Source organism: Stenotrophomonas sp. STEN023 (genome assembly GCF_056760135.1).
Genome location: NZ_JBRREF010000014.1, coordinates 26,818 through 45,071, shown reverse-complemented (window position 1 = coordinate 45,071; position 18,254 = coordinate 26,818). Strand labels below are relative to the sequence as shown.

Genomic DNA, 18,254 nt, shown 5'->3' with positions numbered 1-18,254 from the left:
TACGTGGCTACATCGTCCATACATGGTGCGACAGGATGTCGCAGTTTTTGCCGGTAAACAGGGGGTTTGGCGATGAACTGGATGGACAGCGCGCTGCGCAGCAATGGCCCGATCTACCTGCGTATCGTCAACAGCATCGAGCGCAGCATGAACACCGGCGAGCTGGTGCCCGGCCATCGCCTGCCATCGCAGCGCGCATTGGCCAAGCAGCTCGGCATCGACCTGACCACGGTGACACGCGCCTTCGATGAAGCACGCAGGCGCGGCCTGATCGAAGCGCGGGGGCCGCAGGGCAGTTTCATCGCACCGCCGAAAGCAGCCTTCGGCCAACCGGTGGACCTGAGCATGAACGTGCCGCCGGTACCGGATGCGTTGGCCTTGAACGATGCCTTGCGACGTGGTGCAGCCGCCGTGCTTGCGCGCAGCAATGCGCCCAACCTGATGACGTATCACCTCGCCGGCGGCAGCCCGACCGACAGGCATGCAGCGATCAGCTGGTTGCAACCAATGCTGGGCGATGTTGCTGATGCAGGTTTGGTAGTTGCCGAGGGCGCGCAATCGGCGCTGGCATCAATCCTGATCAGCCAGACCCAGGAGGGCGAGGTGATTCTTTGTGATCACCTTGTGTATCCGGGTCTGCTGCAGGTCGCCAAGTCGTTGGGGCGACGCTTGCTGCCGGTCGATGACGATGCGGAGGGGATGTGCCCGGATGCGCTTGAGCGTGCCTCGCGGCAGAGTGGGGCGCGTGTGGTTTACCTCAATCCCACCTGCAACAACCCGACCGCGTTGACGATTCCGCCGCAGCGTCGGATTGAGTTGGCGCGTGTGCTGCAGGGGCTGGATTTGTTGATGATCGAAGATGATCCGTATTGGCATCACGCTGTGGAAAAGCCAACGCCGATTGCGGCGCTGGCACCGGCGCATGTGTATTACGTATCAACTTTGTCGAAGGCGATCAGTCCAGGTTTGCGCACGGCATTCGTGCGATGTCCTTCGGACCAGCATGCGGAAGCGCTGGCGACCGCGTTGCGGTCGATCTGCCTGATGGGCCACCCGCTGGTGATGGCGCTGGTCAGCCAGCTGTTGCTGGATGGATCGGCAACCGCATTGTTGAATCAGGTGTTGGATGAGGCGCGCGAACGCACCGCACTCGCGATGCACCTGCTGGTGCCTTCATTGAAAGTGCGGGCAGCCGGATTGCATGCCTGGTGCAGCGTGCCCGAACCTTGGACCGATGCAGCTTTTGTGCGCGCCGCCCAATTGCAGGGTTTGGCGATCTCGCCGTCATCGGCATTCAGACCGGACGGCGCACAACGCAGCCGCGGCTTCCGCCTGTCACTGGGGCAGGCAAGCAACCGCCGTCAACTGCAAAGCGCCCTGCGCCGCATCAACCAGCTGGTAGATGCCCCCAACGCATTTGCAGGAGCGGCATGAACCTGTAGTGCCGAGCCATGCTCGGCAGACGCCTTACAAGCGAAAAACCGCCCTCACCCCAACCCCTCTCCCGCTCGCGGGAGAGGGGCTAAGGCGTAGTGCCGAGCCATGCTCGGCAGGGGCCTTGCAAGCAATGCTGCAGGAGCGGCGTAAGCCGCGAAGCCGGCAATGCATCAACTGCAGATCAACCGCGAACAGCACCCCTCCCCAACCCTCCCCTTGCCTTCGGCAAAGGGAGGGGGCTGAGGCGCGCTGCGGTCAGCTCCAGTTCTGCTCACCGCTTCAATGCGTACGCACCAAACGTGCTGCCGATAAATCCACCTGCGGTGTCGGTACTGAGCAGGCTGGCATCAAGCGCTTCGCCTATGCGCTGCCATTGCCCGGGTTGTGGCGAGAACCATGCTTGCGCGCGCGCGCCATCCAGGGTGAATCGCAGGCCCGTATTGTCGCCCGTGCCGCTTAGTTCCTTCTGCGCCAACAGCGTCCCTGTCTCCGGTGAATCCTTGCCAGCGCGCAGATACAGAGCCACCCGGCGCACACCGTTGCTGGCTTCAACGCCCAGCACATAGTGATAGCGCTCGTTCTGCAGCAAGGCCAATCCCGCCAACTCTCCATCAGCCACAGACTCGGCCGACAACTGCATATCCAGGGTCGCGCGATGGTGCTGAAGGCGATGTCCCAGATAGTGGGCCTGTTCTTCAGCACCCTCGGCGCCCAGCGGCGTCGTGCCGGCTTGCAACTTCAAGCCACCAGCGCCCGTGCTGAACCAAGCGTTCTTTGGCGGATGCAAGGTCAGCCATTGTGGCGGCAGCTTCGCGTCGCTGAAGTTTTCCGTCCAGGTGGATACAGCGCTATCGGTGACAGTCGCATTCGCGCCGGCAATCTGCGGGCGCGGCAGCTGCAGCGGTACTTTGGCGCCGCGCGGCAGCACCTGCGGCCAGCCTTCGTGCCATTGCACCGGCAGCAGGAAGGTTTCCCGCCCGAGGTTGTATTGATTGCCGCGATACGGGCGGGTGGCGAGGAATACCGTCCACCAGCTGCCATCAGCCAGCTGCACGAACTGCGCATGTCCGGCCGAGGTCACCGGATTGGCGCGCTTGGGGTCGAGGTCGCGTTGGGTCAGCACCGGGTTGGTGGGGCCTGCCTGGAAGGGGCCAGCAAGGCTGCGGCTGCGCCAGATCATCTGCGCATGCTGCTCGCCGGTGCCGCCTTCGGCGGCGGTCAGGTAATACCAGCCGTCGTGCTTGAAGATATGCGGACCTTCGATGTGCTCGGGCTTGCTGGCAGGGTCGGCGCCGCCATCGACCAGCAGGCGCCGTCCACCGACGGCTTTGCCAGTGGCCAGGTCGATCTGCTGCAGCCAGATCGCGCGGTGGCCGTCATAGCGCAGTTCGCCATCGGGTACATCGTTGTGGACTACCCAGCTGCTGCCATCATCATCGAAGAACAGCGAAGGATCGATGCCGCGCACCTGCAGCCAGACCGGGTCGGACCATGGCCCGGCCGGAGTGTCGGCGTGGATCAGGAAGTTGCCGCCGTCGCAGTAGAAACAGGTGTTGACGATGTAGAACCGGCCACCGTCATGACTGATGGAGGCAGCGAACAGGCCACGGGTCAGCTCATCCTTGCCGTAGTTGATCTGGCTCGGGCGATCGATGGCGTTGCCGATCTGCGTCCAGTTCACCAGGTCGCGGCTGTGGTGGATCGGCAGTCCGGGGAAATAGCCGAAGGTGGAGTTGACCAGGTAGAAGTCGTCGCCAGCGCGCACGATCGACGGGTCCGGGTAGAAGCCGGGCAGGATCGGGTTACGGTAGTTGCCGGCTGCCAGCGGCGTTTTCAGATCGTTGCCCTGGTAACTGACGGAGTGCACCAGCACCTCCGCATTGCTGGCAGGGGCGACCAGGCAGAGCAACATCCACAGCAGGCGATTGCGCATCGGCGGGCATGTCCAAGCTCGGAGTGAGCTTTGGAATCTAACAGCTAACGCGGCAAAACCGGGGTCAGAGTGGGGTTTGGATAGGAAACCCCACTCTGACCCCGGTTTTGCTTATTGCTTTCAGCTCTGCTTGAACAGCTTGCGCTTGCCGGTGAGCACCTTTTCCGAGGGGGTAAGCTTGGCCACACCGGGAATCAGGAAGTCGGTGGCGGTCTGACCGAAGCGGATCTTGGAGGCCAGCCAGAGCGGCATCTTGCCGCGGCCGGTCCAGGTGTTCCAACGGTTCTCGGGGTCGCGGTACTTGGGTTTGACCTTGGGCCCCTTGCGCCGGGCAGGCTTGCTCTTGGCTGCGACGAGGTCTGCGCCAGGCCCGAACAGTTCCTCGATCGTATAGCCGGTCTGCTTGGCCAATGCGGTGAGTTTGCGCCTGACCTTTTCCACAGGTTGACGTTGGGTGAGCGCTTTGTGCCTGTCCTGTGCGGCGCGGATGAGAGTGTTGAGCTCTCGAAGATCAAGAGGGGTTAGATCGATACTCATTGCTTAAGCGTCTGTTCTCGGCGCGGGGGTGTCAAGCCGTCGTTGCGGGTTATTGACGTTGGCTGGCTTGCCCGGGCCGTCAATTTAGCGGCAACGGCATACAAAAAGCCCGATGGCAGCGGTCTGGCATCGGGCGTTGGGTGACTCAAACGCAGGTTTTACGGCGCTCAGCGGTGATTGCGTGAAAGCACCATCGAGTACGCAAACCGGCCCGGCGGATGCAGGCTGGTCGCGATCAGCAGCAGGCGGCCGTTGGCATCGCGGTAGCGGCGCTGTACGCGCATTGCCGGTTCGCTCTTCTTGATGTCCAGCAGCTTGGCATCGGCTGCTTCGAATGAGGCGGCGTCGAATACCTGTTCAACCCGTGACAGCTTGGTCGGGTCGAGGAACTTGGCCAGTGCGCGGGCGGCACCTGCCACTTCCAGCAGCTTGTCGGTGGGTACACCGGTGCGCACCGGGATCAGCATCTCGGTGACGGCGATCGGCTCGCGGGTCTGTTCTTCCAGGCGCAGGCAGTGCAGGCGCAGGTATTCCTTGCCTTCGTGGATATCCAGGCGCTGCGCCATCGCGCCGTCGGCCAGCTTGCGTTCGGCCTCCAACACCTGCAGGCGGGTGCTGTTGCCGTATTGCATCAGCAGGTCGACGGTGTCGATCTCGTGCTCGTAACGCATTGCCGAGTTCTGCGCGATCACCCGCGTGCCAGCGCCGGGCCGCCGCTGTACCAGGCCAGCGCTGATCAGCTGCGCCAGCGCCGCGCGCGCCGTGTGGCGGCTCACGCTGAAGCGTTCGCACAGCTCCAGCTCGGTGGGTAGCAAGGTACCAACGGCGTACTCGCCCTTTTCGATTGCCGCCTGCAGTAGATCGCCCAGTTCGGCATAGCGGGGCTTGCTGCGTCGCGTACCAGTCATATGTACAGATCCTTGTTCAAAGTCTGAGCGAGAGTTCCTGCCAGCTGCGCTGCAGGGGTTCACGGTGTTCGGGTGCGGCGATGGAAATCAGGGCCTGGGCCCGTGCATGGACGTCGAGATGGCGTAGATCAGCTACGCCATGTTCGCTGACGATGCAGTCGGCATCCACGCGGGCAAGGCTTACGGGACCGGCGGCTAGCATCGGCACGATCCTGCTTTCGCCCTTGGGGGTACTGGCAGGGAGTGCAATGATGCCGCGACCAGCGGTCGATTGGCGAGCGCCTTGCAGGAAATCAGGCAGGCCGCCCACGCCACTCAGTTGGCGTCCAGACAGGAACTCACCGTTCACCTGGCCCAGCAGATCCACCGATAACGCGCTGTTGATGGCGGTCAGGCGCGGGATACCGCCCAGTACGTTGTGGTCGTGGGTATGGCCAACATCGCGGAAGCTGATGCTGCGCGGGGCGACGTCGTACAGCGCCTGTGTACCCAGCGCGACGCCTGCCACCACCGCATCCGGTGCCGCCGACAGCGCGCCGGATTCGAGCAGGCCAAGCAGGCCATCGGAGACCATGCCGCTGTGGATGCGCAGATTGCGTCGCTCGCGCACCGCGCGCAGCACGGCCGATTGCAGGCGGCCCAGGCCGAGCTGCAGGGTCGCGCCATCTTCCACCAGGGTAGCGACCTGTGCCGCGACCGCGTCCATTGCGGCATCGGCTGGCGGATCGGGAATCGCCAGCAGCGGCGCATCCTGCTCGATGGCGGCGGTGATCCGCGACAGCGGGATCGACGGCCCGCGCGTGCGCGGCATGCGCGGGTTGATATGCGCCAGGATGCGGGTCGCGCGTGGCCATACCGCCGGGGTGAAGTCGCAGGCGATGCCCAACGAGCAGTTGCCGTCCGCGTCCGGCGGTGCCACCTGCACCAGCACGGTGTCGAAAGCCACGCTCTCGCGCAGCCAGCGCCAGGTCGCGGTATAGGTCATCGGCAGGTAGTCGACGCGGCCATCCAGCCACGAGCTGCGCAGATCGCCGCTCAGGAAAATCGTGCGCTGGCGAGCCTGCGGGTGCAGCCCGGCAAAGTCGAAGGTGTTGACCGTGGGGATGTGCACGCCGGTGAAGCGCAGTCCGCCGCAGCGCTCGGCGCCACCGCGCAGCCAGTGTTCGAACAACAGGGAATGGCCGGCACAGCCGGGTGCGAAGACGTCGGGTCCTTGCGCGAGGTAATCGAAGAAAGTGTCGGCATCCAGAATTCGGGGCATGGGCTGATTGCGGCGTTCGGGAAACGGATCATATGATATGTCCGGACAAAGTCGGTTATGCTCCTTTCACGCGGCTGCTGTTCCCACCACCCCGAATCCCGCTGTTGCGGGCCCGCACCGAGACCTCATCGCGCGATGACCACGCCTGCTGCCAGCCTTACCGAACAGCTTGCTCAGCGCCTGCAACGGCCGGTGGATGCCGCCGCCCGCGAGCGTGCCGCATTGCTGCTGGTCGATTGGCTGGGCTGTGCCCTGGCGGCCTTGCGCTACCCGATTGCCAACCAGCTGCGTGCGGTGGTGCAGGCACAGGCCAGTGGCAATGTGATCGCCCTGGGTGCGGGCCGGCGCACTGCTGCCGATGCCTTGCTGCTCAATGCCGCGCTCGGCAATGTGCTGGAAATGGACGATGTGCACCGCGGCGCCATCCTGCATCCCGGTCCGGTGGTCATCCCGGTAGCGCTGGCTGCGGCGCAGGCCGAAGCTGCGGATGCGACGGCCTTGCTGGATGCGATCGTGCGCGGTTACGAAGCCACCATCCGCGTCGGTCGAGCGCTGGGCAAGGCGCACTACCGTTATTGGCATCCCACCTCGACCGCGGGCGCGTTTGGCGCGGCGGCTGCTGCGGCATCGGTGCTGAATCTGCCAACCGAATCGCTGGCCGATGCGCTGGGCAATGCCGGAAGTCGCACTGGCGGGCTGTGGCAGATGCGCCACGAGCCGGTGCCTACCAAGTCATTGCATAACGCTGAAGCCGCACGCAGTGGCTGGCTGGCGGCGCAGTTGGCGCTGGCTGGCATGCGTGGGCCGCGCAGGATACTGGAAGGCGAGCAGGGCCTGTTTGCCGCCACCGCGCCGGATGCCGTGCCGGAACTGGTGGTTGCCGACGAAGACGATTGGTTGATCCACAGCACCAGTTTGAAACCGTGGCCGGCCTGTCGGCATGCACATCCGGCAATCGATGCGATGCTGCAAGCGGTGGCGCAGCTCGATGCCACTGACATCGCGCAGATTGAACGCATCGAAGTACGCACCTATGCCGAAGCCCTGCGCTTCTGCGACCGCGCCCTGCCGCAGACCGAGCTGGAGGCCAAATTCAGCCTGCAGCACGCGCTGGCATCGATTCTGGTCAATGGCCATCCGCAACTTGATCACTACACCGCCGAAGCCTGCAGCGATGCCGAACTGGCGCCGTGGCGGCAGCGTATCGCGTTGATCGAAGATGCGGCCTGTAGCCAGCGTTTCCCGGTGCATTACGGCGCCAGCATCCAGCTGTGGCTGGCCGGTGGCCGCAGCGTGCAGGCCGAGCGCATCGATGCCTGGGGCGACCCGGAACACCCGATGTCGGCCGACGATGTACTGGCCAAGGCGCTGGCCCTGGCGCAATGGGGTGGCGTATCCGCAGGCCTGGCGCAACCCCTCTTTGGGCAGGTGCAGGCGCTGGCCAATGGCGGCAGTCTGGACGCCTTGAACGCCATGTTGGCGCGGGTGGCCTGATGCGATTGACCGAAGCACTGTTGCAGCATGCAAGCACGCTGCGTTTTGAAGATCTGTCGCCTGAAGCGGTGGCGGCAACGCAGGTCTTCGTGATGGATTCGGCGGCAGTAGGGCTTTCCGGCTCCGGTCCGCAGGTACCGCTGACCCAGACGGTGCGCCGCAGCGCCGCCAGCTATGGCAGCGGCAATGCCGCGCGAATCTGGGTGACCGGTGAAGCCATGCCTGCGGCCAGCGCCGCGATGGTCAACGGCTATCAGATCCACAGCCAGGAATTTGATTGCGTACATATGCCGGCGGTGGTGCATCCACTAGCGGTGATCCAGTCGGCGCTGTTTGCCGCAGCCGAGCAACGTGCGAACGCCGATGGTGTGCCGGTCGATGGCAAGGCCTTGATCGCGGCGCTCAATGTGGCGGTCGATGTAGCTACGTTGATTGGCATCAGTGGCCGCGCACCGATGCGCTTCTTCCGTCCGTCGATGTGTGGCGCGCTGGGCGCAGCAGCTGGCATTGCCCACCTGCATGGTGCTGACGAGGAACTGCTGCGACGCGCGCTTGGCCTGACCTATAGCCACCTGTCCGGCACCATGCAGGCGCATGTGGAAGGCTCGCCGACGCTGGCCTTGCAGGTCGCACTGAACTCGCGCGCGGCCTTGAGCTGCTGGGAGCTTGCACGCAATGGCTTTCCGGCACCGCGCGAAATGCTGGAAGGGTCGTTCGGCTATCTGCCGTTGATCGAGGGCGAGTTCGATACCGCTCCGTCGCTACAGAAGCTGTCGGAGCGTGAAGCGCAGATACTTACCGTAAGCCACAAAGTGTTCCCCACCGGTGGTGCCGCGCATGCCGCGCAGGACATGCTGATGGAGCTGCGCCAGCAACACGGTCTGAACCTGGACAACGTCGCCAGCATCGAGCTGCAGGCACCACCGCTAGTGCGTCGCTTGGTTGGCCGCAGCTATCAGCCCGCAATGGAAACCAGCTACGCGCGGCTGTGCCTGCCGTTCCTGCTGGGCACTGTGTTGCTGGATGGCAAAGTCGGCTTGTTCGCGTATGCGTCGGAAAAGCTGGCCGATGCGCAGCTGGCCGCGTTCGCCAACCAGGTCAGGCTGGTGCCGAACGAGTGCGACGATCCCAATGCCTTGGTGCCGCAATCGATGACGGTCACCCTGCGTGACGGCCGCGTCCTGCACAACCACCGCGATGCCGCGATCGGTTCACCGCAACGGCCGCTGTCGCGCGCCCAGCAGCTTGAGAAGTTCCACCACTGCCTTGACCACGCCGCGCGTCCCTTCGATGCCGGCCACCGTGCTGCCCTGATCTCCCACTTCGACCATCTGCAGGACATCGACGATGTCAGGCAGCTGGTCGACCTGCTGATTGTCGAGACCCCATGACCTACGCCACCTATTTCGAATCCTTCGATGTCAAGGAGCTGCTCAAGCAGTTCCCGCTGGACCAGGCCTTTACCGACAAGTTCAAGAACATCAGCCGCGAGGAGCTGCGCGCCGAGCAGAACGCGATGTTCCTGCGCTGCGTGGCCCGCGCGTGGCAGATTCCGTTCTATCAGCGCCTGTGGGGCAATGCAGGCATCAAGCCTGAAGATATCCAGAGTCTGGATGACATCAGCAAGCTGCCGGTATTCGGCAAGCACGAAATCATGGCCTCGGTGGAAGCCAATCCGCCGCTGGGTGATTTCCACGGCTGGCAGGACGGCACCGAAGCTGGCAACAAACCGCTGGTTTTCCACACCACCTCCGGTACCACCGGTCGCCCGCAGCCGCTGGTGTTCTCGCCGCATTCGCGCGAAGTGCAGAGCCTGCTGCTTGCCCGTCTGTACCGCTGGCAAGGCATGCAGCCCGGCGACGTGGTGCACTCGGTCTATGGCCACGGCATGATCAACGGCGGCCATTATGTGCGTGAGGCGGTGACGCATTACACGCAGGCGCTGTTCTGTTCGGCCGGCACCGGTATCGAGATGCGTTCGGCGCAGCAGGTGCAGCTGATGAAGAACATGGGTGCCAACGTGATTGTTGGTTTTGCCGACTACATCAAGAAGCTGGCCGACGTGGCCCGCGAGAACGGCCTGGTGCCGGGCAAGGACATCCCGGTGCGGATGATCTGCGGTCACCTTGGCCGGGAATCGCGCGAGTCGCTGTCGGCGGCCTGGGGCGGGGTCGAGCTGTACGACTGGTATGGCGTGGGTGACACCGGCGCGATTGCCGGGCAGGGCCCGGACCAGGATGGTCTGTATCTGATGGAAGACGCGCAATACGTCGAAATCCTCGACGTGGACAGCGGTGAACTGGTCGCCGATGGCGAAACCGGCGACATGGTGGTCACCTGCCTGTACAAGGACGATATCTACCCGATCATCCGCTTCAACACCCATGACGTGACCCGCGTGCTGACCACGCCGTCGCCGCTGGGCATGAACCTGCGCCGTATCGAGGGCTTCCTTGGCCGCAGCGACAACATGGTCAAGATCCGCGGCATCAACGTATTTCCGCAGGCGATGGCACCGGTGTTGGAAGAACATGCATCGTTTGCCGGTGAGTTCATCTGCGTCGCCAGCCGCGACGAAGGTGGTCGCGATGATCTGGCCGTGCACGTGGAAACCCGTGGCGCACTGGATGACGCACAACTGGCAGCGGAGTTCGCCGCGTTGCTGCGGCAGCGCCTCGGTGTTGAAATGAGCATCGTGCTGGCCGCGCCAGGTGCGTTGGCGGCATTGACCGGTATCGAGGTACGGCAGAAGCCGGTACGCCTGATCGACAAACGTTTCGCTTGAGGAAGACCGCGTGAGCAAGGCCGATGCGCAGATGTTGAGCTTGGACATGACGGCGCAGGCGGCCTTGCTGGCGGCAGGCGAGGTCAGCTGTACGGAGCTGATCGAGCAGCAGTTGCTGGCCATCGCCGCCAGCCAGGCGCAGATCAACAGCTATATCCACATCGATGCGGAAGGCGCGCTGGCTGCAGCCGCGCAATCACAGCAACGTCGCCAACGTGGTCTGGTGCGGCCCTTGGAAGGGCTGCCGATCGCGGTCAAGGACAATATCGACGTGGCCGGCATGGTCACCACTGCCGGCATGGAGACCCGCCGGCATAGCGCGCCGGCCAGCGCCGACAATCCGGCCGTGGCCGCATTGCGTGCGGCCGGTGCGGTGATCGTCGGCAAACTCAACATGCATGAAGCGGCGATGGGCGCCGACAACGACAATCCGTTCTACGGTGCCTGCCACAACCCGCATCGGCACGGTTATACGCCGGGCGGTTCCAGCGGCGGCAGTGGTGCAGCGGTAGCCGCTGGTTTGTGCGCGGCGGCACTGGGCACCGACACCATGGGCTCGGTGCGTATCCCGGCCAGCTATTGCGGTGTGGTCGGGCTCAAGCCCAGTTGGGGCGCGATCAGTACGCGCGGCACGGTCGCCCTGTGCCGGCGGCTGGATCACATCGGTCCGTTGACGCGTTCGGCGCGCGACTTGCGTCTGTTGCTGCAGATCATGTCCGGCTTCGATCCGGACTGCGCGCAGTCGCGTTTCATCCAATACGCAGCGCCGGATGCGGAGGGCCTGCGCATTGGCGTGGTGGATCTGTTTGACGCAACCGATATCGCGCCCGACGTGCAGGCGGCATTCGAGGATGGCCTGCGCGTGCTGGTTGGCTTGGGTCACAGCTTGCAACCGCTGCCCGCACCAGCCTTCGCTTCGGCGCGCGCGCGCCGCGCCGGTTTGCTGATGAGCGAAGCCGAGCTGCTGGTCGAACATGCCGATGCCTGGGCCGGTGACCGCAGCAAATTCTCACCGTTGCTGGTCAAACTGATGTCCTGGGCAGAAGGGCGCAGCGCTGCGGAACTGGCTGCCGCCTCGCAACTCGCCGATCGCGGCCAGGTGCAGCTGCAGCAGTGGCTGGCGCGTTGCGACGTGCTGGTGATGCCGACTGCGCCGCAGCGTGCATTCGCCTTCGGCACCCCGGCGCCGGCCAGCCAGGCCGATCTCACGGCTTACGCCAACCTTGCCGGCAATCCCGCCTTGTCGGTACCGCTGCCGATAGCTGCGGGCGAGTTGCCTGCAGGTATGCAGCTGATCGGCAATATCGGCGACGAACTCACGCTGATTGCGCTGGCGGAGGCCTTCCAGCGCGCCATTGGCTGGCAGCCCGCGCTGCCGCAAGCCTGCAAGACCTGGTGGCCGAAATGAAGCTGCTCGATGGTGTTCGTGTTCTTGACCTGTCGCGCATCCTCGCCGGTCCCTGGGCCACGCAGGTACTGGCCGACTTCGGCGCCGATGTCATCAAGGTCGAACGCCCCGGCGCGGGTGACGACACCCGCAGTTGGGGGCCGCCGTATCTGCAGGACGCCGATGGCAATGACAGCAGCGAATCGGCGTACTACCTGTGCGCCAACCGCGGCAAGCGCTCGGTGGCGATTGATTTCACCACCGGGGAAGGGCAGGCGCTGCTGCGCGAGCTGGTCGTGCATTGCGACGTGCTGGTGGAGAACTACAAGGTCGGTGGGCTGAAGAAGTACGGGTTGGATTTCACCAGCCTGCAGGCGATCAACCCGAAGCTGGTGTATTGCTCGATCACCGGCTACGGCCAGGACGGTCCTTACGCGCAGCGTGCCGGCTACGATGCGGCGATTCAGGCCATTGGCGGGCTGATGAGCGTCACCGGCGAACCGGATGGCGCGCCCGGGGCCGGCCCGCAGAAGGTTGGCGTAGCCGCTACTGATCTGATGACCGGAATGTATGCGGCCACCGCGATCCTGGCCGCGCTGCGCCATGCCGAGCGTACTGGCGTAGGTCAGCAGATTGATCTCGCTTTGCTGGATACGCAGGTTGCGTGGCTTGCCAACCAGGCCTCCAACTATCTGATCGGCGGCGTGGTGCCGACCCGGCAGGGCACGGCGCATCCGAACATCGTGCCGTATCAGGTGATGCCGGCTGCTGATGGCTATTTCATGCTGGCGGTGGGCAATGACGGCCAGTTCGCACGCCTGTGCGAAGTGATCGGTGAGCCCGAGCTTGCACGCGATCCGCGCTATGTCAGCAATAACGCTCGGGTTGCCAATCGAGAGCTGCTGGTGCCGCATCTGCAGCAGGTATTGCGCACGCGGTCGACGACCGAGTGGTTGGCGGCGCTGGAGAAGGCGGTGGTGCCGGCCAATCCGGTCAACCGGATTGATCAGGTGTTTGCCGACCCGCAGGTGCAGGCGCGTGGCCTGCGGATAGAACTACCCCATGCCGATGGTGGCAGTGTGGCGATGGTGCGCAATCCGCTGAAGTTCTCGGCAACGCCGTTGCGTTATGAGCAGGCGGCGCCGGTGCTGGGGCAGCACACCTCCGAGGTGTTGGGAGAGGTGCTTGCCGTTGATGGTGAGCGATTGCGGGTGTTACGGGAGCTGAGGGTGGTTGGGTTTGCTGGGGAAGCTAAGAGCTAGAAGCGTTACCCCTCCCCAACCCTCCCCTTGGCTGCGCCAAAGGGAGGGGGCGCATGCCTGCAATCTGTCGGGTCGCCGCGAACCGCTCTGCTCCCTCCCTTTGGCGCAGCCAAGGGGAGGGTTGGGGAGGGGTGCTCTTGGCGGTTGACCTTCGGCCGACGTATTGCCAGCTTCGCGGCTCACACCGCTCCCACAAACGCAATCAAGGTTCCCCGGCGGAGTTGGTAGTGCCGAGCCATGCTCGGCAGGGGCATTACCGGTGCAGCATCAAACCTGTGGGAGCGGCGTGAGCCGCGAAGCTGGCAGCACCGGAATCACCGGCATGCCAGCAATCGGACAGATTCATAGCTTCGCGGCTGACGCCGCTCCCACAACAATACAAAAGCAGGTCGGCGCCAATCACGCGCCGCCAGGGAACCCCTGCTGCCGCCACGCCTCATACACCACTACGGCGACCGAGTTGGACAGGTTCAGGCTGCGGTTGTTGGGCTGCATCGGCAGGCGCAGGCGATGGCCATCGGGCAGGGAATCAAGCAGATCCTGCGGCAGGCCGCGGGTTTCCGGGCCGAACAGGAAGGCATCGCCATCGGCGAACTGTACGGTGTCATAGCGGACGCTGGAGCGGGTACTCAATGCAAACAAACGCTTCGGGGCGATGCGCGCCAAGGCGGTTTCCAGGTCCGGATGGACCTGCATCTGTGCGTACTCGTGATAGTCCAGGCCGGCGCGCTTTAGCTGCTTGTCACTGAGGTCGAAACCCAAAGGCTCGATCAGGTGCAGCCGCGCGCCGGTGTTGGCGCAGAGCCGGATCACATTGCCGGTGTTCGGCGGGATCTCGGGCTGGTAAAGCACTACATCGAAAACAGGGGCAGAAGTCATCGGCGCAGTTTACGCCGGGTGTCGCGTCATGGCTGGCTTAGTTGGAAACCATGCCCTGCGCGACGACCTTGCCGATGGCTTCAGCAGCAGCTTCTGCAGCCATGGACTGCACCAGCTCCACGTCCGGGCGGACGGTGATGGCCGGCAGCGAGACCATCCAGTTGCCGGCACGGGTGCCGATGGCGACCGGGCTGGCGGAGGCAAGCTGGCTGGCGGTCTGTTCGGCCATCAGCTCGACGATCTGGCCGACGGTCGGGCGGACCTGCACCGCAGCCAGGGTCGGGATGTTGCTGCTGGCTTCGTGCTGGGCCTGCACCAGCTGATCAGCTGACGGACGAACCTGCACGGTGTCCAGGGTGACGATATCCGAAGCCTGGACCGAAGAAACAAAGCCGGTGCTGGCGACGAGGGCGATGGCAAGGGCGAGAGACTTGGCGTTCATGGCGGGACCTGTTTGGTGTGTGTGGGCAGTGGTGTGGTAGTAAGGTAGTACAGTGAATTTCGTAGTGCAAGAACTTTCTTTACTTTTTTTGATTTGTTCAGCAATCAGTCATTTATCGTCTGAAGCGATCTGGCTGCGAGTAATAGGCAGCAGGATGCGTGCCAATCACATCTGATTGATAAATAACGGTTTGTTGTTTTTGGAAAGTGTCCGCTGTCCGGACACTCACCGCGTCTGCAGTGACCGGACGGACACCGGTGCAGCTGCTTCGTTACCCATGACGCATGGCGTATGCCGATGTGACGGCGCCCGGGTAGGATCTGCGTTCACCTTCATACCCAAACGGAAATGGAATGAACGCAGCTATGCCCCGCACCGCCTTGTTGACCCTGGCCCTGAGTGCCGCCCTGGGCGGATTCGTTGGCGCCCCGCTGGTTGCGGAGGCCAAGCCGGCCGCCGCCGCTGCGTCGGTCGATATCCCGTATGAAGAATTCACCCTGCCCAACGGCCTGCGCGTGGTGGTGCACACCGACCGCAAGGCACCGATCGTCGCGGTGAACATCTGGTACCACGTTGGTGCCAAGGACGAACCGGCCGGCCGCACCGGCTTCGCGCATCTGTTTGAGCACCTGATGTTCCAGCGCAGCGAAAACCACGACGGCGAGTTCTTCGAACCCTTCAAGCAGGTTGGCGCCACCGACCAGAACGGCACCACCAATACCGACCGCACCAACTACTTCCAGAACGTGCCGACCACCGCGCTGGACATGGCGCTGTGGATGGAATCGGATCGCATGGGCCATCTGGTCGGTGCCATCGACCAGGCTGCTCTGGATGAGCAGCGCGGTGTGGTGCAGAACGAAAAGCGCCAGGGCGAAAACCAGCCTTACGGCCAGGTCTGGGACAAGCTGACCCGCGCCATGTACCCGGCAGGTCACCCGTACCACCACGGCGTGATCGGCTCGATGAACGATCTCAACGCCGCCTCGCTGGACGACGTCAAAACCTGGTTCCACACCTGGTATGGCCCGAACAACGCGGTGCTGGTGCTGGCCGGTGACATCGACGTGGCCACCGCCAAGGAAAAGGCCGCCAAGTTCTTCGGCGACATTCCGGCTGGTCCGACCATGGCGCAGCCGGCGGTGAACGTTGCGCAGCGCGCCGCTACCACCCGCGAAGTGATGACCGACAAGGTGCCGCAGGCGCGCATCTACCGTGCCTGGAATGTGGCCCAGGTTGGCACCACCGATATCGATCAGCTCGACCTGTTCTCCTACGTGCTGGGCGGCGCCAAGTCCTCGCGTCTGGACCAGCGCCTGCTGCACAAGGACAAGCTGGTCGACAACATCAGCGCGATGACCGATGCCTCGCAGCTGGGCTCCAACTTCCTGATCATGGCCACGGTCAAGCAGGGCGTGGACCCGGCCAAGGTCGAGGCGGCCATCGACGAGGAGCTGAAGCGTCTGATCGCCGAAGGCCCGACCGCCGATGAACTCGAGCGCGCCAAGGTGCAGTCACGCGCCGGTTTCGTGCGTGGCATCGAGCGTATTGGTGGCTTCGGCGGCAAGGCCGACGCACTGGCACAGTGCGCCGTCTACGAAGGCAACCCGGGTTGCTTCCGCACCTCGCTGGCCAATGTGGACGCTGCAAGCGCTGCAGACGTCAAGGCAGCCGGTGCCAAGTGGCTGGGCGTGGGCGATCACACCCTGGTGGTCGAACCGGGCGAGCGCGTTGCCTTGGCCGAGCTGCCGTCGGTCAAGCCGGCGCCGTTCAACGTGCCGGCCGTGGACAGCAAGTACAAAACCCTGCCGAGCCAGGTCGACCGCAGCGCCGGCGTGCCCAAGACCACCAGCTTCCCGGAACTGAAGTTCCCGCAGCTGCAGCGCGCTACGTTGAAGAACGGCACACAGGTGGTGCTGGCCGAGCGCCATGATGTTCCGGTGGTGCAGTTCAGCTATGAGTTCCCGGGTGGCTTCACCGCCGACCGTGGCCGCAAGCCGGGCACCGCCAACTTCACCATGGGCATGCTGGACGAAGGCGCTGGCCAGCTCGGTTCGCTGGCCTTCGCCGATGCGGTGGAACGCCTGGGTGCCAGCGTCAACGCGGGCGCCTCGCTGGATGGTTCCAGCGTGTATCTGTCGGCGCTGAAGGAAAACCTGGCGCCGTCGCTGGCGCTGTACGCCGACGTGGTGCGTGCACCGCGCTTTGAGCAGAACGAGATCGACCGCATCAAGGCCACCTGGATTGCTGGCATCCAGCAGGAAAAGGCGCAGCCGAATGCGGTGGCGATGCGCGTGCTGCCGCCGCTGCTGTACGGCGCCGGCCACCCGTATGCGATTCCGTTCACCGGCAGTGGCAATGAAGCGGCAATCCAGTCGCTGACCCGCGACGACCTGACCTCCTTCCACAAGCAGTGGATTCGTCCGGAAGGCGCCACCCTGATCGTGGTCGGTGACACCACCCTGAAGGACCTCGTGCCGCTGCTGGAGCGCAGCTTCGGTGACTGGAAGGGCGAGGGTGCGCGGCCGAAGGTTGAGGCCCTGACCAATGTGGATCGCCCGCAGGCATCGCGGGTGTTCCTGATCGACCAGCCGGGCGCGGTGCAGGCCAACCTGTTCGCAGGTCAAGTGGCGCCGTCGACGATGGACCCGGGCACCACCCGCTTTGACATCGCCAATGGCGTGCTCGGTGGTGACTTCACCTCGCGCCTGAACATGAACCTGCGTGAGGACAAGCATTGGTCTTACGGCGCGCGTTCGAGCGCTTCCAATGCACTGGGTCAGCGCCCGTGGATGGCGGTTGCACCGGTACAGATCGACAAGACCGGTGAGGCGATGAAGGAAATGAACGCCGAGATCAGCCAGTTCGCCAGCGGCCAGCGTCCGCCGACGGAGGCGGAGGTCAACCGCATCCGCAACATCCAGACGCTGAGCCTGCCGGGTGCCTATGAAACCGCGTCGGCGGTGATGAGCACCATTGGCGGCATCGTGCGTTACGGCCGTCCGGACGACTACGTGTTCAAGCGCAAGGCCGAGATTGAAGCGATGACGCCGGCGCAGGTCGCCGAGGCCGCCAAGATCCTCGACCCGTCCAAGCTGACCTGGGTAGTGGTAGGTGACCTGAAGCAGACCGAAGCTCCGGTGCGCGCACTGAAGCTGGGCGAAGTGACCGTGATCGACGCCGATGGCAAGCCGGTGGAAAAGAAGTAAGCGGCAGGGCGCAACCCACCGCCTCGGCTTAAGCCCCTCTCCCGCCTGCGGGAGAGGGGTTGGGGTGAGGGCAGCTTTTCACCGGTAAAGCCCCTGCCGAGCATGGCTCGGCACTACGCTTCCGCCCTCTCACTTTCGCGCAGCGAAGGGGAGGGCTGGGGAGGGGTAGTTTTTGTTTTGAGCCCCTCTCCCGTTTACGGGAGAGGGGTTGGGGTGAGGGCAGCTTTCAGCTTTGGCCGGTAAAGCCCCTGCCGAGCATGGCTCGGCACTACAGGACGACGCCGCCCAATCACAGGGATCACCACCTGTTCATCCATTCCCGGCACAATCCCTGCTGATCTTCACAAGGAATAGTCCATGCGCGTCCTGCTTTTGTCCGCCCTGATCGCCAGCACCGCCGCCTGCACCTGGGTGCCGATTGAATCCAGCGGCAAGACCGTGCGCGTACTGCCTGCCGGTCCGGTTGCGCCGGGCTGCGTGACCAAGGGCGAGATCGTGGTCTCGGTAAAGAGCAAGGTTGGCTTCTATAACCGCAACCCGCTGCGCGTGCAGGAAGAACTGGAAACCCTGGCCCGCAACGAAGCCCCCAGTGCCGGTGCCAATGCCGTACAGGCCAGCGGCCAGCCGGCCGATGGCAGCCAGCGTTTCGCTGCCTTCCAGTGCCCGCCGCGCTGAGGCTCCAGGCCGACTGACGGCCCCGGCGGCTCCATACGCCGGGCC

General features: G+C 64.2%; 14 protein-coding genes. 8 read left to right on the top strand and 6 right to left on the bottom strand.

The genetic code is table 11. The annotated features are described in order from the left end of the window. The first annotated feature begins 72 nt into the window (after positions 1-72). Positions 73-1,434, top strand: a complete 1,362-nt coding sequence (locus ACVOLV_RS06125; protein ID WP_481553618.1) for an aminotransferase-like domain-containing protein — start codon at positions 73-75, stop codon at positions 1,432-1,434. A gap of 274 nt (positions 1,435-1,708) precedes the next feature. On the opposite strand, the gene ACVOLV_RS06120 is transcribed toward ACVOLV_RS06125, so the two are convergent. The 4 genes from ACVOLV_RS06120 to ACVOLV_RS06105 form a co-directional block, all read right to left on the bottom strand. Continuing rightward, positions 1,709-3,370: a glycoside hydrolase family 43 protein gene (locus tag ACVOLV_RS06120; RefSeq protein WP_481553617.1), complete on the bottom strand. Its 1,662-nt coding sequence runs from the start codon at positions 3,368-3,370 to the stop codon at positions 1,709-1,711. Positions 3,371-3,490: 120 nt separating this feature from the next. Next, a complete protein-coding gene (locus ACVOLV_RS06115) occupies positions 3,491-3,907 on the bottom strand; it encodes an H-NS histone family protein (RefSeq protein WP_481553616.1) in 417 nt (138 codons plus the stop codon). 167 nt (positions 3,908-4,074) lie between these two features. Beyond that, a complete protein-coding gene (locus ACVOLV_RS06110) occupies positions 4,075-4,815 on the bottom strand; it encodes a GntR family transcriptional regulator (protein WP_481553615.1) in 741 nt (246 codons plus the stop codon). Positions 4,816-4,831: 16 nt separating this feature from the next. Beyond that, positions 4,832-6,076 (bottom strand): acetyl-CoA hydrolase/transferase family protein, encoded by a 1,245-nt coding sequence (locus ACVOLV_RS06105; protein WP_481553614.1) that lies wholly within the window; start codon positions 6,074-6,076, stop codon positions 4,832-4,834. A gap of 135 nt (positions 6,077-6,211) precedes the next feature. On the opposite strand from ACVOLV_RS06105, the gene ACVOLV_RS06100 reads away from it, so the two are divergent. Genes ACVOLV_RS06100 through ACVOLV_RS06080 form a run of 5 tightly spaced genes read left to right on the top strand, consistent with a single transcriptional unit; the run spans position 6,212 to position 13,004 of the window. Next, complete coding sequence (locus tag ACVOLV_RS06100) at positions 6,212-7,570, top strand: MmgE/PrpD family protein (protein WP_481553613.1); 1,359 nt, start codon at positions 6,212-6,214, stop codon at positions 7,568-7,570. Next, on the top strand, positions 7,570-8,961 hold the full coding sequence (locus ACVOLV_RS06095; RefSeq protein ID WP_481553612.1) for an MmgE/PrpD family protein: 1,392 nt from the start codon (positions 7,570-7,572) through the stop codon (positions 8,959-8,961). Before ACVOLV_RS06100 ends, ACVOLV_RS06095 begins: the two co-directional genes overlap by 1 nt. Continuing rightward, complete coding sequence (locus ACVOLV_RS06090) at positions 8,958-10,355, top strand: phenylacetate--CoA ligase family protein (protein ID WP_481553611.1); 1,398 nt, start codon at positions 8,958-8,960, stop codon at positions 10,353-10,355. The genes ACVOLV_RS06095 and ACVOLV_RS06090 overlap by 4 nt, the downstream gene beginning before the upstream one ends. A gap of 10 nt (positions 10,356-10,365) precedes the next feature. After that, positions 10,366-11,763, top strand: a complete 1,398-nt coding sequence (locus tag ACVOLV_RS06085) for an amidase (protein WP_481553610.1) — start codon at positions 10,366-10,368, stop codon at positions 11,761-11,763. Further along, positions 11,760-13,004: a CaiB/BaiF CoA transferase family protein gene (locus ACVOLV_RS06080; RefSeq protein ID WP_481553609.1), complete on the top strand. Its 1,245-nt coding sequence runs from the start codon at positions 11,760-11,762 to the stop codon at positions 13,002-13,004. Before ACVOLV_RS06085 ends, ACVOLV_RS06080 begins: the two co-directional genes overlap by 4 nt. A gap of 399 nt (positions 13,005-13,403) precedes the next feature. Here ACVOLV_RS06080 and trmL read toward each other — a convergent pair whose 3' ends face one another. Together trmL and ACVOLV_RS06070 are read right to left on the bottom strand one after the other, a co-directional pair. Then, the gene (trmL, locus tag ACVOLV_RS06075) at positions 13,404-13,883 is read right to left on the bottom strand and encodes a tRNA (uridine(34)/cytosine(34)/5-carboxymethylaminomethyluridine(34)-2'-O)-methyltransferase TrmL (RefSeq protein ID WP_057627589.1); all 480 of its coding nucleotides are present in this window, start codon (positions 13,881-13,883) and stop codon (positions 13,404-13,406) included. A 37-nt stretch (positions 13,884-13,920) separates the two neighbouring features. After that, positions 13,921-14,325, bottom strand: a complete 405-nt coding sequence (locus ACVOLV_RS06070) for a hypothetical protein (protein WP_481553608.1) — start codon at positions 14,323-14,325, stop codon at positions 13,921-13,923. A 353-nt stretch (positions 14,326-14,678) separates the two neighbouring features. On the opposite strand from ACVOLV_RS06070, the gene ACVOLV_RS06065 reads away from it, so the two are divergent. Together ACVOLV_RS06065 and ACVOLV_RS06060 are read left to right on the top strand one after the other, a co-directional pair. Next, a complete protein-coding gene (locus ACVOLV_RS06065; protein ID WP_481553607.1) occupies positions 14,679-17,534 on the top strand; it encodes a M16 family metallopeptidase in 2,856 nt (951 codons plus the stop codon). Between the two features lie 357 nt (positions 17,535-17,891). After that, positions 17,892-18,209 carry a DUF4156 domain-containing protein gene (locus tag ACVOLV_RS06060; protein ID WP_303748722.1) on the top strand — a complete coding sequence of 106 codons (318 nt, stop codon included), beginning with the start codon at positions 17,892-17,894 and terminating at the stop codon, positions 18,207-18,209. Positions 18,210-18,254: the final 45 nt, after the last annotated feature.

What these genes read in the sequence shown, in the direction of transcription:
- ACVOLV_RS06065 (WP_481553607.1), top strand. Translation starts at nt 14,679, where the DNA reads ATGAACGCAGCTATGCCCCGCACCGCCTTGTTGACCCTGGCCCTGAGT.
- ACVOLV_RS06115 (WP_481553616.1), bottom strand. Translation starts at nt 3,907, where the DNA reads ATGAGTATCGATCTAACCCCTCTTGATCTTCGAGAGCTCAACACTCTC.
- ACVOLV_RS06120 (WP_481553617.1), bottom strand. Translation starts at nt 3,370, where the DNA reads ATGCGCAATCGCCTGCTGTGGATGTTGCTCTGCCTGGTCGCCCCTGCC.
- ACVOLV_RS06105 (WP_481553614.1), bottom strand. Translation starts at nt 6,076, where the DNA reads ATGCCCCGAATTCTGGATGCCGACACTTTCTTCGATTACCTCGCGCAA.
- ACVOLV_RS06095 (WP_481553612.1), top strand. Translation starts at nt 7,570, where the DNA reads ATGCGATTGACCGAAGCACTGTTGCAGCATGCAAGCACGCTGCGTTTT.
- ACVOLV_RS06080 (WP_481553609.1), top strand. Translation starts at nt 11,760, where the DNA reads ATGAAGCTGCTCGATGGTGTTCGTGTTCTTGACCTGTCGCGCATCCTC.
- ACVOLV_RS06110 (WP_481553615.1), bottom strand. Translation starts at nt 4,815, where the DNA reads ATGACTGGTACGCGACGCAGCAAGCCCCGCTATGCCGAACTGGGCGAT.
- trmL (WP_057627589.1), bottom strand. Translation starts at nt 13,883, where the DNA reads ATGACTTCTGCCCCTGTTTTCGATGTAGTGCTTTACCAGCCCGAGATC.
- ACVOLV_RS06070 (WP_481553608.1), bottom strand. Translation starts at nt 14,325, where the DNA reads ATGAACGCCAAGTCTCTCGCCCTTGCCATCGCCCTCGTCGCCAGCACC.
- ACVOLV_RS06060 (WP_303748722.1), top strand. Translation starts at nt 17,892, where the DNA reads ATGCGCGTCCTGCTTTTGTCCGCCCTGATCGCCAGCACCGCCGCCTGC.
- ACVOLV_RS06100 (WP_481553613.1), top strand. Translation starts at nt 6,212, where the DNA reads ATGACCACGCCTGCTGCCAGCCTTACCGAACAGCTTGCTCAGCGCCTG.
- ACVOLV_RS06125 (WP_481553618.1), top strand. Translation starts at nt 73, where the DNA reads ATGAACTGGATGGACAGCGCGCTGCGCAGCAATGGCCCGATCTACCTG.
- ACVOLV_RS06090 (WP_481553611.1), top strand. Translation starts at nt 8,958, where the DNA reads ATGACCTACGCCACCTATTTCGAATCCTTCGATGTCAAGGAGCTGCTC.